The organism is Johannesbaptistia floridana, from assembly GCF_057440575.1.
Genome location: NZ_JALKVM010000176.1, coordinates 1 through 16841 on the forward strand (window position 1 = coordinate 1; position 16841 = coordinate 16841).

The following is a 16841-nucleotide window of genomic DNA, read 5'->3' on the forward strand; positions in this document are numbered from 1 at the left end:
TCAAAACTTCAAAACTCATTACTCAACCCCCACCAGTAACTTTGGGTAAAGATGCAAGATCTGAGATCGCCCCTTGGGCTATTTTTGTGACTTTTGTTAATACTCTGCTTGTGCGATCGCCCCTTAGGCTATTGTTGAGGTATATTACTTGACGGACGCACTCCAAATAGGTAGGTATTTCCTGTACTTCTATTTAAGTCTTTAAGAAATTGAATGCGAATATGATTATCTTTGGGGGTTTTACCTCCTAGAAACAAACAGACGGTTTCTTGACAATCAGTTTCATACTCTTGGTTTCTCAAATTGACGCGGTGGATACTTACCCAAGAACAATTAGCGCTGCCATGACCCGCGCTACCGCCTACACTAGGGTTATTTTTATAGTTGCGAGGTTTTTGACTTGAGTAAATTAAATCTACGGCATCACCTCTAGTTTCTTCATTATCGGTAATATCCCAATTGAGGTTCTTAAAATCCACTGGTTCTTCATCTGGTCCAGGTAGAGTATAAATAGAACAGGTATAGGGAGAAAAAACTTCCGCTTCTAAACTTTGATTGACTTCTTTATTAATTCGTGGTCCCCATTTTTCCTCAACTTTGTTTAACCATTTATTATATAAATCCTGCCAAATTGTAGATTTATTGGGATGCAAAGCTAAGTTTTTGTTTGTCATTTCTTTTGTCTTTTTATCTTTGACTTTATAAGTCATCTTAAGATAAGTTCCCCTAGCGGCAGGCTTACCATTAGGATAAGAAAAGATATGTAGAGGACGCCTCCAGCCTCTACCAACACCACCTACACTGACAGCAAATCTGATGATTGGTATAATTATCTCATTAATAATTTCTTTGGGCCCAATTAGTTCTAATTTACCTTTCCAGAGGTAAAAATAGGGTTGAAATGGAGACTGTTTACCCCTAAAAAACTTTTAATTTCTCTAGCTATTTTTTGATTTTCCTTCTCAGCAGCTATAGATTGTTGGGTTTCGTAACCTCAACCCAACCTACTCGGTAGGGTAAGCTTTTAACCGAAATTTTTCAAAGATATTTGGGCAGCTTGAGATACTTGGGGATGTTCATCTTTAGCTAAATATTTCAATGCAGAAATACTTTGTTCAGTTTGAAAATTACCCAAAGCTTCGGCTAATCTCTGTCTCACTAACCAGTCTTCAGATTTAGCAAAGCGCAACATCGCTTCTGTTGCTTCTACTGCTTGAATTTCTCCTAAGGCAGCGATCGCCGCTTGTTGTAGCACTACCTCTTCACTTTCTAAAGCTTCTAGAAGAACATTTTTGGCCTGGGGGTCTTTCAAATTACCTAAAGCTACAGCTGCACTAAACCTTACTAACCATTCGGTATCTTCATAAAAAGCTCTAACCAAATGAGTAAAAGCCCTCTTATCTTCTAGATAACCCAAAGCTCCCGCAGCATCAGCTCTAATTCCGTAATCTGGATCTGTTTCTAATAATTTAACTAAAATAGGAAGACATTCTGGTGTGCCTTTTACTCCTAAAGCAAAAACTGCCATGGATCTAATTTGTAGTACTTCATCGTTAAGTACTTTCTTAATTAGGGGCACTGCTTCAGAAGCAGGTACTTCTCTCAGGGATGCTAAAGCGACCATACGCTTACCTGAATCAGGATTTTCTAACTGGGCGGCAATCTCTGCTAAATTCATATATTATGGGTTGATTTTTGCTAATTCCATTCTAACGAACCTTTTTAGTTCTTCATCGGGATCATTTTGAGCACAATTTTCTAGTAAAGATTTGGTAGATGGATGGTTTGAATAGTATTTTATAATCAATTCTAAAGCTGTTTGTCTAGGATTGTACTCAAAGGGATAACTACGCTCAAATGGGTCCTGCATCGCTCTTTTCGCTAAAAACTTGAATAATTCTTCGTTTTTATGAGGGTATTGTTGCCGACAAATCCTAGTAAGTTCTTGCAAAGCTGTACTTCTCAGAGAGGAGTACTTATTATTGCGGACAATTACTTGCAAAAATTTAATGATTTCTAGTTGATCAGAAAAAGATTTAGTTAATTCTTCTAATATGACGCTTTTTACTTCGATAGCTTCTTCTTTGTCCATGAGAGTTTCTAACCACTCAAGTAATTCTGGATTGGTCTTGGTATATCGTCTTAATTCTTGAATGGCGATTATTTTAGCGCTTTGGTCTGTTTCATTGACTATTCTATATTTCAACCAGTGATACACCTCGGCTCTTTCTGGCCAAGTTTGGGCGATGGCTTGTATGGCGATGCGTTTTATTTCTATCTGTTGAGCTGTTTCACCAATTTTCTGCAATAATGGTAAAACTTTCTCTTCACCTTTCCATTTTTGGGCTAATTCTTTGATGGTGATACTGCGAACATATTGATTTTCTTCACTAATAGCAATCTCTTGGAGAAATTGGAAAATATCTTTTTGTCCGTACCAACACCTAGATAGTTCTTGAATAGCGATGCTTTTGACGTACTCATCTTCATCAAAATAAGCTGATTGTTTTAACCAGGTAATTATTTTTGCCTGATTATCTTTTCTTTTAGCTAAACTTTGGATAGCTATACTGCGTACATAACTATCTGAGTCTAAAAAAGCTTTTTGTCTCAACAAAATCAAAGTATCAACTTCCTGAGGCCATTGTTTAGCTAATGCTTGTAAAGCCATCCCTCTTACATAAGCATCTGCTTCATTTTCTACTAAATTTTTGACAATTTCTAGACTACTAGGGTCTTTTGGTCCTAATTTGCTTATTTCTTCTAATATTGTTTCCCTTAAATAAGGATCCGCCTCTGAACAGAGTAATTTTTTTAACCACTCAAAGATTTCCTTATTACTATACCAACCTCTAGCTAAACTTTGTATAGCGGTTTGTTGTACATAGAGATTCTTATCTTCTAGGGCACATTTTTGTAATAATTCTTTAATCCCCGGGTAAAGGCGAAAATGTTTAGAGATTATTTCTATAGCTGTTTTTCTTACTTCTTCGTCTTCATCTTGGTAAACGATTGATTCTAACCATTGAAATGTAGTTGAGTATCCATTGGCTTGTTGAGTTGCCAAAAAATCTAAACAAGGTTCTAAAGCTTCTAATGATGCTTGTCTAATATACCATTTTTCCTGATATATACTATTATTTTTTAGTAGTTTCAGATTCTCTGAGAAAAAATTACTCATTTTTCCTAAAGCTAAAATTGCTTGAGAATGAATACCCAGAACAATTTTAGTAGCTTTAGAATCTAAATATGGTTCATAACTGTAATTTAATTCATAATTACTCAAATCTAGTAAGTATTTTTGCAGTTTAATCAAGACCAGAAGATTCTTCTGGTTTTTAGATAAAAATTGAGTACAGTCTACTGCTAGAAATATACTAGTAAATTCCTGCTCATTTGCCTCAGGCAATGTCAATAACAATTCTAAAATTGCTATTTTACCCTCCTCCTCAATCATTGAAAACAATCTCTGAAGGAAGTTTTGCCATGATTTTTTGTGGGACTGAGTAATATATGTTTGCTTGATTAAAGTCTCTATATCTAAATCGGGATTCTTACTCTCCCACTTCTTTAAAAATTTTCCTAGTAAATATTCCCAGTATATTTGATAAAAACCCAAAAATCTATTTGTGTTTAACAAATACCTGTATAAACATAAGTTTTGAATCATCATAGATTGGGGTTTTTGACACAAAAATCACACTTAGGAAACTCATATCTTCTGGTATCAAACGGAAAAACGGGACATCTTTGTAATTCCTCTCCTAACTTTTTCTTGTTTTGGTTGAAGGAACTATGGTAACTTTCTGAAAAGACTCTACAAGTTGAAGATAAGGATTATGTCATTTATAACTAAATAGTTAATTGCCTTATTAAACATGCTCGTAATTTTTAAAGATGACGGTCTAATTATTTCCTAATCATATATTATATAATTTACATTATAGCGTTACGAACAAGAAGATGTCAGTATTTTGTTAAATTCGTAGCCACCAAAAGAAATCCACAGACTGAAGTAATTATTAAGTTTTAAATATGGTTAAGATAGTTCAAAAAAAATCTCTCGGGAAGCAAAGAGTTTATGATTTAGGAGTAACGAAAGATCATAATTTTCTCCTAAGCAGTGGAATAGTGGCCTCTAATTGCTTTAACAAGTCTCACTCTACAGCCTATGCTTACGTTACCTATCAAACTGCTTATTTAAAGGCTAACTATCCAGTGGAGTATATGACAGCGTTACTAACATCTAGCAGTGATAACCAGGATAAAATTGAGAAATATCGAGAAAGTTGCCAGAAAATGGGGATAGAAGTTTTACCACCAGATATTAATCGTTCTCAAAAACATTTTACCCCCGATGGAGAGAACATTCTCTTTGGATTGTCTGCGGTTAAAAATTTAGGTGAAGGGGCGATTGATAATATACTTAGCGCCAGAGAAAAAGTGGGAGGGAAGTTTAAATCTTTAGGAGATTTTTGCAGTAATGTAGATTTACGCAGTGTTAATAGAAGGGCTTTAGAAACATTAATAAAATGTGGGGCTTTTGACTCAATTAAAAATAATCGCCACCAACTAATGAATGATTTAGAAATAGTAATTAGTTGGGCACAAAATCGCGCCAAAGAAAAAGCTACAGGTCAAACTAATTTATTTGATTTTATGGCGATGAGTGAACCTCAAACCAATGTGGCTTTTGAACAAGAACCAACTTCTAAACCAGTGGAAGATTTTTCTTTACCAGAAAAATTACGTTTAGAAAAAGAGAATTTAGGATTTTATATTTCTGAACATCCCTTAAAATCTATTCAACAATCAGCTAAATTATTATCACCAATTAATCTTAATCAATTATCCGAGCAAAAATCAAGAAAAAAAGTAAGTGTTGTAGTCATGATTACTGAAGTAAAGAAAATTATGACTAAAAAAGGTGCTCCTATGGCATTTGTGCAATTTGAAGATGTTACAGGTCAAGCAGAAGGGGTAATTTTTCCTAGTACCTATCCTCAATTAGAGTTAATTTTGCGAGAAGATTTACCGCTAATTGTTTGGGGAAAAATAGAAAAAAAAGATGAACAAACTCAGTTAATAGTTGAAGATGCTAAACCAGTTGAAGAGGTGAAACTAGTGATGTTAGATTTACCTATAGAAATAGCTTTAGATAATAATAAAAATTATAATCTTAGAAGTATTATTCAAGAACAATCAGGAGAGAAAGCCGTACCCAAAGTACCAGTAATAGCCCTAGTGCGTTTGGGCACGAAAACTAAATTGATTCGTTTCGGTGAAGATTTTTGGGTAGAAGATGAACAAGGATTAGTTAATGCTTTGAATAGTGCTGGGTTTATAGCTAGGACTACTTCTTTGAGTGAAAATTTTGTAAAAAGTTAGGATTAAAAAGGGGGGAAATTTTGAACCTAAAAACATATCAACGAGAATGGTTTTCTAATGTGCCGAAAGATTTGTTAGCAGGAACAGTAGTAGCTTTAGCTTTAATACCAGAAGCGATCGCCTTTTCCATCATTGCAGGAGTAGACCCCAAAGTAGGACTATATGCCTCTTTTATCATAGCAGTAACCACAGCCTTTGTGGGAGGGCGTCCCGGACTGATTTCTGCTGCCACAGGGGCAATGGCTTTACTAATGGTTTATTTAGTTAAAGATTTTGGTTTAGAATATTTATTTGCAACTACTATACTTACAGGTTTATTACAAATCTTATTTGGTCTGTGTAAACTAGGTCGTCAGATGAAATATGTACCGAGGGCAGTAATGATTGGATTTGTTAACGCTCTTGCTATCTTAATTTTTATGGCGCAACTGCCCCAACTAACTGATGTTCCTTGGTTAGTATATGTCATGACAGGTGTAGGTTTAGGAATTATCTATTTATTGCCATTAGTTACCCAGTTAGTGCCATCGCCTTTGGTAGCGATTGTGATATTAACAGCAGTAAGTATAGGGGGGAAATTAGATGTACCAACGGTAGGGGATATGGGAGAATTACCTACTACTTTTCCTAGTTTTGCTATACCCACGGTACCAATTAATATTGAGACACTGCAAATTATCTTTCCCTATGCCTTAACCTTAGCGATTGTGGGTTTATTAGAATCTCTACTAACGGCATCTTTAGTAGATGAATTGACAGATACCAGTAGTAATAAAAATCAAGAAGCCAAAGGTCAAGGTATAGCGAATATCATCACGGGATTTTTTGGAGGTATGGGAGGTTGTGCAATGATTGGCCAATCAGTTATCAATGTTCGCTCAGGAGGTAGAGGGCGTCTTTCCACTTTTACTGCGGGAGTATGCTTATTATTCTTTATCTTAGTTCTGAGTGATTGGATTAAACAAGTACCCATGGCTTCCCTGGTGGCAGTGATGATTATGGTTTCTATTAGTACTTTTAACTGGAAATCTCTGCAAAATATTCGACGCATACCCAGAAGTGAGACAGCAGTGATGGTGACTACGGTTTTAGTAACTGTGTTAACTCATAATTTAGCGATTGGGGTGGTAATTGGTATAGCTTTGAGTACAATCTTCTTCTCCCGTAAAATTGCTAACATTATCTTTGTAGATACGGTGATTAATGAAGAGGGAACTGAGCGCATTTACAGTGTAGCTGGTCAGTTATTCTTTGTGTCAGTAGATGATTTTTTAGAATCCTTTGATTTTAATGAAGTTTTAGAGAAGGTAGTAATTGATTTAACTAATTCTCATATTTGGGATCAATCTGCTGTTTTAGCGATTGACAAGGTAGTAATTAAATTTCGCCGCCAAGGCGCTGAAGTTGAACTTCGAGGGATGAATGAAGCTAGTGCCACACTTATTGACCGCCTCGCTACTCATAATGAGCCGGAGGCCTTAAAAGGTTCTGGTGGCCATTGACACTCCAGAGGGGGAGCACCGGGAGCACCGGAGCAGGGGAGCTCCGGGAGCAGGGGAGAGGGAGAGTATTATACGCGCATCCGGTTATTAAATATCCTCTATAAAAAAGTATGAGTAGTGGACTGTTTCAGTTAAAATAGGGCAATAGACAGGCTTAACTAAGGACATCAGTCTTATGAAGAGGTTGGCGAAATCAATTACCTAATGCACAGTTTTAGATGAAACGTTCCAGTAGGGTGTGTTAGGGCGAAGCCCGTAACGCACCGCTAGATGAGTTTTGAAGTAATAAGTAATGAGTAATGAGTAAGAAGGTAGTAACCTGTAGGTTGGGCAGGGAGATAACCCAACACTATAAAAGTAGTTGTAGTTGTAGGGTGTGTTAGGGCGAAGCCCGTAACGCACCGCTAGATGAGTTTTGAAGTAATAAGTAATGAGTAATGAGTTAAAGAATTAATGCGATCGCGCTTAAAAATTGATTCCGAACAGGATCTTAGGCTAAAGAAAAATGGACTTTTTCTGAAGTTAATTTAGTACATAAGTTCTGGTGAAAGATATGAGTTAAAAGTAACAACTATAGCATTACTATTCATGGCACAGTCAATAACCAAATCATCCCCAGCATCAGGTGAAGTTGGTCGCCAAGAATAATGAATAATAGTAAAATGGGTTTGTCTGAGTAGAAAACCTAAAATGGGTTTGGTTTCTAACCAACGTTTGGTTGAAAGTTTGCGACTTAAAACATCTACATATTCATAACCTAAAGCATTGGATACATAAACATTAATTAAATTTTGTCTCCACCAATCAATAATTAAACCTGATGCACCTCCCTGTTTAGTTAACCCCTTCAAATAAAACATTAGTGTCAACTACAATTTTGGTTTCACTTTGTTTAAGCATGACACTATTATAGCATCTTATTTGATGTCAAACTGTGAAGGTAAAGATGCTTTGGTGTGAGTTGATGAGGGTATTTACTCATTACTTCTTACTTCAAAACTCATTACTCAAAAGGGCGATCGCCAGGTTCCCCGAAAAAGCGGTTAGCTAGTAGGTTGGGCCCTTGGTCACGAAACCCAACATTCCCCTAAGTTATGTGTTGGGTTGCACTACGTTTAACCCAACCTACTTAGCTAGTATTAGTAGGGTGTGAAGCGTGCGAAGCCAGTAACGCACCAAATTATCTCAGGATATCCTGATAAGATCAAGTGTGTTTAATTTAGTAGGGGCGCAAGGCTTGCGCCCTTCTTGGGCTTACCGAAAGGCGATCGCTAATTCCTCAATTCAACCTACAAACTGAAGTCACATTAAGCTACAGAACTTACCGAAAGGCGATCGCTAATTCCTCAATTCAATCTACAAACTACAAGTACTGCAAGCTACAGAACAAGGGCGCAAGCCTTGCGCCTAATTTACACCCTAGAATAAAACAGCCCTGCTAAGCTAGAAACCCAACATTCCCCTAAATAATTAGCTTTTTGTTTCATTTTTCTACACCTTTTAACTATCCATTATCAATTTTAACTTAATTATTCAACTCTACTTTTTCTAGTTCTGATAAATCAGCAAATTCTCTACAAATATCCTTGACTTCTTGGTTTTCTGGAAGTTCCAAAATAGGATGATGCTGTAATCGCCGACAGGATATTGTTAATAAATTTCTCCACTTACTAACTTTTAACAACCAGGCTGTATTGTTTTTACTTGTTGCTAATATATATTTTGCTTGGCCATTATCAGCAAAAGCTATCTGATTAAACTCAATCTGGGGATGATAATTATAATTAAAACTGCGTAATAAGTTATTATTATTAATATGCCGCAAATAAATACTTTTTTGACTAACACTGAGAACATATTGACTATCTTGGCTAAAACTTACAGAACTTACTATATCTCTATGTCTGGTAAAAATATTAACTACTTCTAAATGCCTATTATCTATAATTTTCCACAAAATCACATCTTGACTACTACTAAGCAGATATTGTCCATCAGGACTAATAGCTAGTGAGTTAATCTTTTCTTTGTGTTTGTGGGAACTAGCTTCGATAAAATCACCCTGGTTATCCCAAACATATATTGTGTCTTGATTACTACCTTGGTGAATAGTAAAAATATGCCGATTGTCATGAGTTAAAGCTAGATAATTAATCCTAAAACTTTTATCGCTTTCTAAAAATAAAGCGATAGAGTGAACGATTTCTGCTTGATCATTCCAAAAATAAACATTATTATGTTGGTCAAAACTGAGAAAATATTCGGATTCTAAGTTAAACTCTCTTGGTTGATTAAAGCCATGATGCGCAATAAATCTATTAACTGGTTGACAATTAAAATCTAGTTGATAAATAATCTGCTTATTGGCAGTAAATATATATTCCTCCGTCACTGCTAAAAATCGAGGTCGATTTTTATGGGTAAATTGACAAACTTCTCCTCCCTGTTTACGCCATAAACGAACAGTTAAATCTAAACCATAACTTTGACTGACAATATAATTGCCGTCAGGACTAAAGGCTATGGCATTGACATCATCATCTTGGTTACCAATAAACTGAGGTTCTCTATTTCCTTCTAAAGACCATAGATAAATATTTTCGTCTTCACTACCACTGACAATAGATTGACTATCTTGACTAAAGGCGATCGCTGTTATTTTTTGGCCATTATCGTGTTTACCCAAAACTTGCCAGCTATCTTTAGCAAGATTCCATAATAGTAACTTGCCTTCTGTAGTTCCTGCAAGTAAATACTGACTGTTAGGACTGATGACTACCTGAGTAAAATGATGCTGATTAAATCCCTTGGGAAGTGATTTAGATTTTTGACTATCATGATCAAATAAGTAAAAGCGAATAGTTTTATCTGAATCAACAGTTTCACCAGCCACGATAGTAAGAGTATATCTACCATCAGAACTAAAAGCAATGGAGGTAATTTCTTCTAGATATGTAATAGTCTTGGTTAATTCACCCTCAAGATTCCAAAAACGGACAGTTTTATCTTTACTACCTGTGGCAATTTGTTGACGATGGGGATTAAAAGCTATTGAGGTGAGTTCATCTTGATGATTAGTAGAAATCTGATATTGTTGTTCTCCGTCTGTTGATAACAAGGAGACAGTGTTATTTTGACTCCCTGCAAGAAGATATTCACTATTGGGACTTATCCCTACTGTGGTTATTTGTTCTGATATGTTTAAAAGAGAATCTAGAAGCAGAGATTTATAAGCTTGTTTGTCGGACACATACCATAAATTGAGGCTTTGATCATCATTTTTAGTGAGAAGATAACCATTTGAACTCAGAATTACCTCGTCAAAGTGATAATTGAAGAAACTAGATAGTAAATTATTATCTTGATTCAACACATTTACATTTCCTCGATTGTCATGGCTAATGATTGATTTAATCTTATTTATCTTTCTCAAAATTAGAGAAGCTATATCGTTTTGATAATTTATTATTTCTTGATGGCCATCTCCTGTAACTGGCCACTGAATAACTTTATCTTCACTCGTAGTTATAAAATACTGATTATCATCGATTGTAGCTAGAGAAGTAATTGGATGTTGATGTCCTGTTAAAATTTGAGTTAGTTGATCCTCAACGTCCCAAACACGTACTGTACTATCTTGACTCCCACTGACTATATACTTACCGTCATTACTAAAGACCACTGAATTTACCCATTTTTGATGTCCAGTAAAAACATGTAGTAAATTCCCCTCAATATCCCATAAATGAATTAAGCCTTTTCCTTCTAAGTTAGTTTCGCAGCCACTGACTATATATTTACTATCGCTGCTAAAAGCTACTGAGAAAATTTCTCCCTCGTCTTGTTTAAGAGTTTTGATCAACTCTCCTTTGATACTCCATAAAACTAGAGTTTGATCTCGACTACCACTGAGAATGTATTTACCGTCGTTACTTATCGCTACCGTATTAATCCACTGTTGATGTCCAGAAAAATCTCGGATTAAATTGCCATTAATATCCCATAAGCTAACTTTTCCTGTTCTTTGTTTATTTTTACTGCCACTGACTATATACTTGCCGTCACTGCTGATGGCTACGGAGGTTATCTCACCATCATCCCCAGACTTCAAAGTCCTAATTAATTCTCCAGATGGAAAACTCCATAGACGTATGGTGTTATCTTTACTGCCACTGACTATATACTTGCCGTCACTGCTGATGGCTACGGAGGTTATCTCATCTGTATGACTTACTAAAGTTTTAATTAATTCTCCAGATTCGATACTCCACAGACATATCGTGTTATCTTTACTGCCACTAACTACATACTTGCCATCACTGCTGATGGCTACAGAAGTTACCTCCTGTTTATGTTTCCCCAAAATTTGAATTAATTCTCCTTGGATACTCCACAAACCTATAGTTTGATCTCGACTGCCAGTAACTATATATTGACCATCTTTGCTGATGGCTACAGAAGTTATCCCCCCGTGATGTTTTTCTAACACATTTCTTTCTCTAACTTGGTGAGTAACTTGCCACAATTTATCCTCAATTTCTGGTAGAACTTTTTTTAGTTGTTTTTGACTTTTGCCTGTCAGTTTGATTATCTCAACTAAAACATCTACTGAGTTACTTGATAGTATATCTTCTAATTCTTCTACGTTTAATTGTAGCGATGTTTCGATTTCTCGCTTTTCTGCTTCTATACGTTGATTATTTACAATCAACAAGAAGACGATACTTATCAATCCCCCTGCTAAAATTGCTCGATTGGTATTTCTTTCCGCTTTCAATTTTGCTTTAGTTTGACTCAGTTCGCGATCGCGTCTTTCTTTTTCTTCTCTCTCTTGGCGATCGCGCCATTTTCTCGATTCTTCTATATATTCTTTTTCTGGTGATAAAATTTCTTGTTTTAGATTTTCTGCCTCTGTTAGAATCTCTCCTGTTAATAGATCTGATTCTTTTTTCCCACCCTCATCCCAGATTTCGTATCTTTGATTTATTTTCGCGATTTTTCTCAGTTTTTCTGCATTTTCCTCGATCCATTTTCGCAATCTTGGCCACTTACTTATTAAAACTTCGTGAATTATTTCGTAATTTATTTCTTGATTTTCTACTTCCTGTGACCCTGATGATGAACTTACAATCAATTTAGCATTTATTAATTTGTATAGAGTCTTTCCAATTGTTTTTTCCTCTAACTCTTCTCCTAATAAGTTTAATAGTTGAGACCAATTAACGCGATCGCGTGTATAGGGATATTCTCTCTTGGCTTCTAAATTAAATTTCACCAAAGTTATTAAAATTTTTTGCGCTGCTTTTTTTTCATCAATACTCAGTTGATTATATGCTTCATCAGCTATTTTTTCTAAAAGTTTAACGATGCCACCTACCCGATGTTGATAAGTTGTTAGAGTCAAATGATCTCCTCCTCTCGGGAGTATTTGTGTAGGGGAATTACAATCTAGTTTTTTTTCTTCTTCCCATAATCTTGTTAAAGCTAATTGCAGTAGGGGTAGAGAAACTTCTGTTGCTTCTCCTTCTTTAACTAAGGATTTTACTAAATCTTCTTCTACGGTTAGTTTAAGTTTTTTAGCGGGATTAATAATAATTTCCCGATATTCCTCTTCACTCAATCTAGGTGGAATCACTTCAGTTTCTATAATTGAGTTAAATTGAACTTTTTTAAAGTACATATCTGAGAAATCAATTCTCAAGATCACAATTAGGTGTAATTGTGGATTTTTTGCTAAAACATCTATGAGGGAGTCTAAAAACTCTTGTCTTTCCTTCTCAGGACAAATTGTAAATAATTCTTCAAACTGGTCTATAAATAATAATGATTTTTGCTTTGGAGAAGGCTGATTACTTAAAGCTAAACTCATCGAAGCTAGAGGATTTTCTCCAGGACGAAAAATGATGATCCAAAACCCCTCTGTTTCTAAATCGGGAATTACCCCAGCTTTAACTAGAGAAGATTTGCCACTTCCAGAAGGACCAATTATAGTTAAAATTGATTCCTGTCTAATTTTGTCTTTAATTTTTTCTTTAAGTTTGTCTCTTCCACAAAAGAAAAAGGCATTTTTCCTTTCAAAGGACTTTAAACCTTGATAGGGACAAATGTTAACTTGATAGTTAGGGATAATGTTTTGATTGGGATTGGCTACGAGTATTTCTTTAGGAGTGGTTTTTTTCTTAACACGACAATTATCGGGACCTATTAATTCTCTTATAACCACCAATTCATATATTAATTTAGCTATGGTCAAATCTTGATTATTTTGCTTAAGAATACTAACCAAGAGTTGCATAAATGTAAATTGATCGCCAACTCTACCTACAGCGATAATTGCATAGTCTTGATTAACTAGTAAATTATTGTCTAAACTATCAAGCAACTGCTGAAGAATAGAATTTTCTGTTTCTGGACAGTCAAAAACAATTATTTTTTGTTCTATATTAGATGTCTGTAACTGTTCAAACACCCAGGTTAAGTCTAGAATATTTTGGTTATCTGAAGTTATTAAATATTTACCCTGTTGATTGAGAATAACATGGCCTCGAAGATAGAGAAAAATCATTGTATATTGCTGGTGATGATTTTTCCAAGTAAGGGAGAGAGACTCTTGAGTTGTTCTTAGAGTATCATCGGGTAAGTATTCTAGGTCAAATTCCCCTTTTGAGGAGAGAATTTGACACAAGTCAGACCACTGCTGATTATAGTAGGCAAAAGCATCAAAAATAATCGCTTTTTTAGAAGTTACTTGAGGAATATTGGTAGAGATTGGCTTACCGAGATAGTATGATTCAGGTTTTGGAAGTAGGGGTTGTACTAACAGAGGTTTTTGATCATCATTATTATTATTAATAGTCTTCTCAAAGCAAGCTGAATCTATACCCAGATGAGGATTATCTAAATAATTAATTATATATTCAGTTTGGTGTAATTGTTTTCTGCGTCTAGAGACTTCAGGAGTTAGGTAGTTAGAAAATAAATTATATATATTTACACTTCCTTCTCGAATTCCCTTAATTAGGAAATAGGTAAATAAACCATGTTTAAATTGGTCATCTTCAAAAGACTGTTGATTTCTACCGCAGGAAAGAAGGGCAAAAAATTGATTTTGGGATTTTCTCTTTAAGATTTGGTCAGCTATATTTTTAAAGTCAACCCCACCACTATGACAGGCATCGATAATCACAATTTGCCTAGCTGCTTGGGATTCAGCCAGGCGATTTTGTAAAGATTCGATACTCATACTGTTTTGTGGCAATCTTTCCTGACGAATCTGAGGATTAGTGTCAGTGAAACACAAAACAGGTTTTTCATTGTCTACTAGTAATCCATGACCGGAGAAGTAGAAAATAATTGTCGTTTTACGAGGATTGCGTCTAGCTTTCTTAAGGATTTGATTTAAACTTTGGTTGACATTTTCCCAAGTAACAGAATCATCAGCATGAATGATGGGAGTTACAGAAGGGGTATCTCTATTAACTTCGGTTAAAGCGTCGGCTAACTCTTGAGAATCGCGATCGCAATATTTGAGATCTTCTAATTCTTGATTATCGTAGTGGTTGACACCAATCAACAGCATTAAAAGAGACATTATAGATTTTTTTAAAGATTTTTTAAATTGCTATTGAGAATATTTTAGTATTTCAACGCGATAATCACCACTTTTAGGTTCAGTTTCCCAAATTACTCCTTGCCAAAATGGTAAATTCACATTAGCTTCTAGTATTCTATCACTTTGTGCTTCAGCAATAACCTCATCATAAACCTCTTCTCCATCTTCACTTAGTAATCTCAAGGTGAAATTAGCGGGAATAAATTTATTTTTTTCTACATTACTGAAACGAAATAGCCATTCAACGGAATCATCTTCTTGAGTAGCAGGAATGACTTCTAACCAATAGTTATCCTCAGCAATTACTAGTTTTCGGGTAAAAGTAAATTGATAGGATGGTGTGGTAGCAGTGACTGATTTTCCTTTCGCTGCCGCAGTTTCTAAATTATATGATTTAGCATTAATTACCCAATTTAGTTTGGTTGATACTTCAGCAAGTCCTTGATTTATTGCTGCTAGGCTGTCATTTAAGCTTTTTCCTAAATTCCTAATCTGTTTTTTTACTTCTTCGCTTTCCTTCCATTGGCTTAAATCTATCTCTACAATACCTAGTTCTTGTTGTAAGTTTTTAATTTGTGCTTCTATAGTTGATGCTTCTTCTGGATATGCTTCGTGATTTTGAATTTCGAGAACTTTTCGATAAGACTCAAGACCTCGTCTTTTTTCTTGAATCTCTAGATAACATGTAGCGAGTTTTTTTTCAATTTCTGCCCAAGTGATGGGAAAATGAGCTTTAGTATAGACATTTTGGGCATTTTGATAGTGATTGATTGCTTGTTTTATGTTTAAATTGTCTTTATAAGCATCCCCTAGTTGATGCTGTATTTTTCCCCATTGATAAGGAAAATTAGCCTGTTTAATGACTTCAAGACTTGTTTGATAAGCTTTAATTGCTTTTTCTATATTATCTAATTGTAAGTAAGTATCACCTAAATTATGTTGAGTCATTCCCCATTCTTCGGGATAGTTTGAGAGAGAATATACTCTGAAAGCCTCTTGGTAGGCTTCTACTGCTGCATTAAGATTCCCTTGCTTATCTCCAGTAATTCTTTGTTGATAGGCATTACCCAAACTATAGTGTAGTTCTGCCCAAATTGTATCTATATTCTTATATTGATTCAAGGCAGTTTGAAAACATTCAATGGCTGTTTCTATGTTTTCTCCTTGATTGCTTTTAATTCTTTTGAGGTAACTATTACCCAGGTTTAGCATGGTTTTTGTCCATACTTCGATATTCTCTTGAGGGTTATATATTCTTAACGCTTTTTGGTAGCAGGCAATCGCCGTTTCTTTGTTCTCTGCATTATTCCCTCTCACTCGTTTTAAATAGAAATTGCCCAATTCTACTTGTTTTTCCGCCCATTTTATCGGTGTATTCTCGGGATTTATCTCCTTTAAAGCCTTTTGGGATTTAATTAAATCTGATTCTATTTGATAAGTTCTTGTTTTATTCATGATTTTTCTCCTAATATTTATCAATTTGTTCTTTTAGCCATTTCACTATTTTTACTTTTTCCCATTCTTCAGACAATTTGTCTAACATTTTCTCGATAATTTCTGCTAATTTTGAACTATTAACTTTGGGATATTCTAAAGTAATAATCTCAACTCCTGATAATTTATACTTGTTATTTACTAGATGCTGACAAATTATCGACCAATTTTTCCTTTTTTCATTCACTAGGCTTTCTGCTTCTTCTATATCTATTTCTCCTTCATATACTTGATTGTAAATAAATTCAGTTATATAACTGTTAACAGTTCTACTCAAACTAGTGCGAAGATTTCTCAATCTATTTTTAAACTCTGTTGATCCTTCAGTTAATTCAGGGTTTAACTCTTTAGTTATTAAAACAGGTGAACAACCGAGTAACTGTTTACACAAATATATTTGATCTAGTTGGGTTAGTTTTCTACCCTTAGTTTTAGCTAAATCCTCAAAAAATAATTTTGTGTCCAGATAAAAGTTTTGTTTTAATTGAACAATCGCTTCCTGTAAAATTTCTTCTCTATCACACATTATTTATTTCCCCCATCTCAATTAATATCAGTGTAAGATAAAATCTAAGTATATCAAAGAAATATGAGAGAAAAGTTAGTACTGTGTTGCTATATTTATTGTTAAGTATTATACTTTTCTTAAAAAATAGGACTAAACTTACCTAAAATTTATTAACAATTTATTAGTAATTTATAAATATAGCGGTAATAGTTAGAAAAAATACAGAAACTGGTTAAATGAATTTGGAAGTGTAAATTCCATCATTACCAATTATAGAGACATCTCATATCTTGCACCAGAACTTATGTACTAAATTAACCTCAGAAAAAGTTCATTT

General features: G+C 34.7%; 9 protein-coding genes. 2 read left to right on the forward strand and 7 right to left on the reverse strand.

What is annotated here, in order from left to right:
• Positions 1-128: 128 nt before the first annotated feature.
• From MW688_RS12075 to MW688_RS12085, 3 genes are all read right to left on the reverse strand, one after another.
• Entirely contained in the window at positions 129-710 is a 582-nt protein-coding gene (locus MW688_RS12075) for a hypothetical protein (protein ID WP_486736239.1), read from the reverse strand.
• Positions 711-1024: 314 nt separating this feature from the next.
• Positions 1025-1678, reverse strand: coding sequence for a HEAT repeat domain-containing protein (locus MW688_RS12080; protein ID WP_486736240.1), 654 nt, complete (start codon positions 1676-1678; stop codon positions 1025-1027).
• 3 nt (positions 1679-1681) lie between these two features.
• The gene (locus MW688_RS12085) at positions 1682-3457 is read right to left on the reverse strand and encodes a HEAT repeat domain-containing protein (RefSeq protein WP_486736241.1); all 1776 of its coding nucleotides are present in this window, start codon (positions 3455-3457) and stop codon (positions 1682-1684) included.
• 578 nt (positions 3458-4035) lie between these two features.
• Here MW688_RS12085 and MW688_RS12090 point away from each other — a divergent pair.
• Complete coding sequence (locus tag MW688_RS12090) at positions 4036-5388, forward strand: helix-hairpin-helix domain-containing protein (protein WP_486736242.1); 1353 nt, start codon at positions 4036-4038, stop codon at positions 5386-5388.
• A gap of 20 nt (positions 5389-5408) precedes the next feature.
• Complete coding sequence (locus tag MW688_RS12095) at positions 5409-6890, forward strand: SulP family inorganic anion transporter (protein ID WP_486736244.1); 1482 nt, start codon at positions 5409-5411, stop codon at positions 6888-6890.
• Positions 6891-7417: 527 nt separating this feature from the next.
• On the opposite strand, the gene MW688_RS12100 is transcribed toward MW688_RS12095, so the two are convergent.
• The 4 genes from MW688_RS12100 to MW688_RS12115 all read right to left on the reverse strand — a co-directional run bounded on the left by MW688_RS12100 (position 7418) and on the right by MW688_RS12115 (position 16522).
• The gene (locus MW688_RS12100) at positions 7418-7750 is read right to left on the reverse strand and encodes a PIN domain-containing protein (protein WP_486736245.1); all 333 of its coding nucleotides are present in this window, start codon (positions 7748-7750) and stop codon (positions 7418-7420) included.
• Between the two features lie 665 nt (positions 7751-8415).
• The gene (locus tag MW688_RS12105) at positions 8416-14481 is read right to left on the reverse strand and encodes an nSTAND1 domain-containing NTPase (RefSeq protein ID WP_486736246.1); all 6066 of its coding nucleotides are present in this window, start codon (positions 14479-14481) and stop codon (positions 8416-8418) included.
• A 30-nt stretch (positions 14482-14511) separates the two neighbouring features.
• Positions 14512-15957, reverse strand: coding sequence for a DUF1822 family protein (locus MW688_RS12110; protein WP_486736247.1), 1446 nt, complete (start codon positions 15955-15957; stop codon positions 14512-14514).
• Between the two features lie 10 nt (positions 15958-15967).
• Positions 15968-16522, reverse strand: a complete 555-nt coding sequence (locus MW688_RS12115; RefSeq protein ID WP_486736248.1) for a hypothetical protein — start codon at positions 16520-16522, stop codon at positions 15968-15970.
• Positions 16523-16841 lie beyond the last annotated feature (319 nt).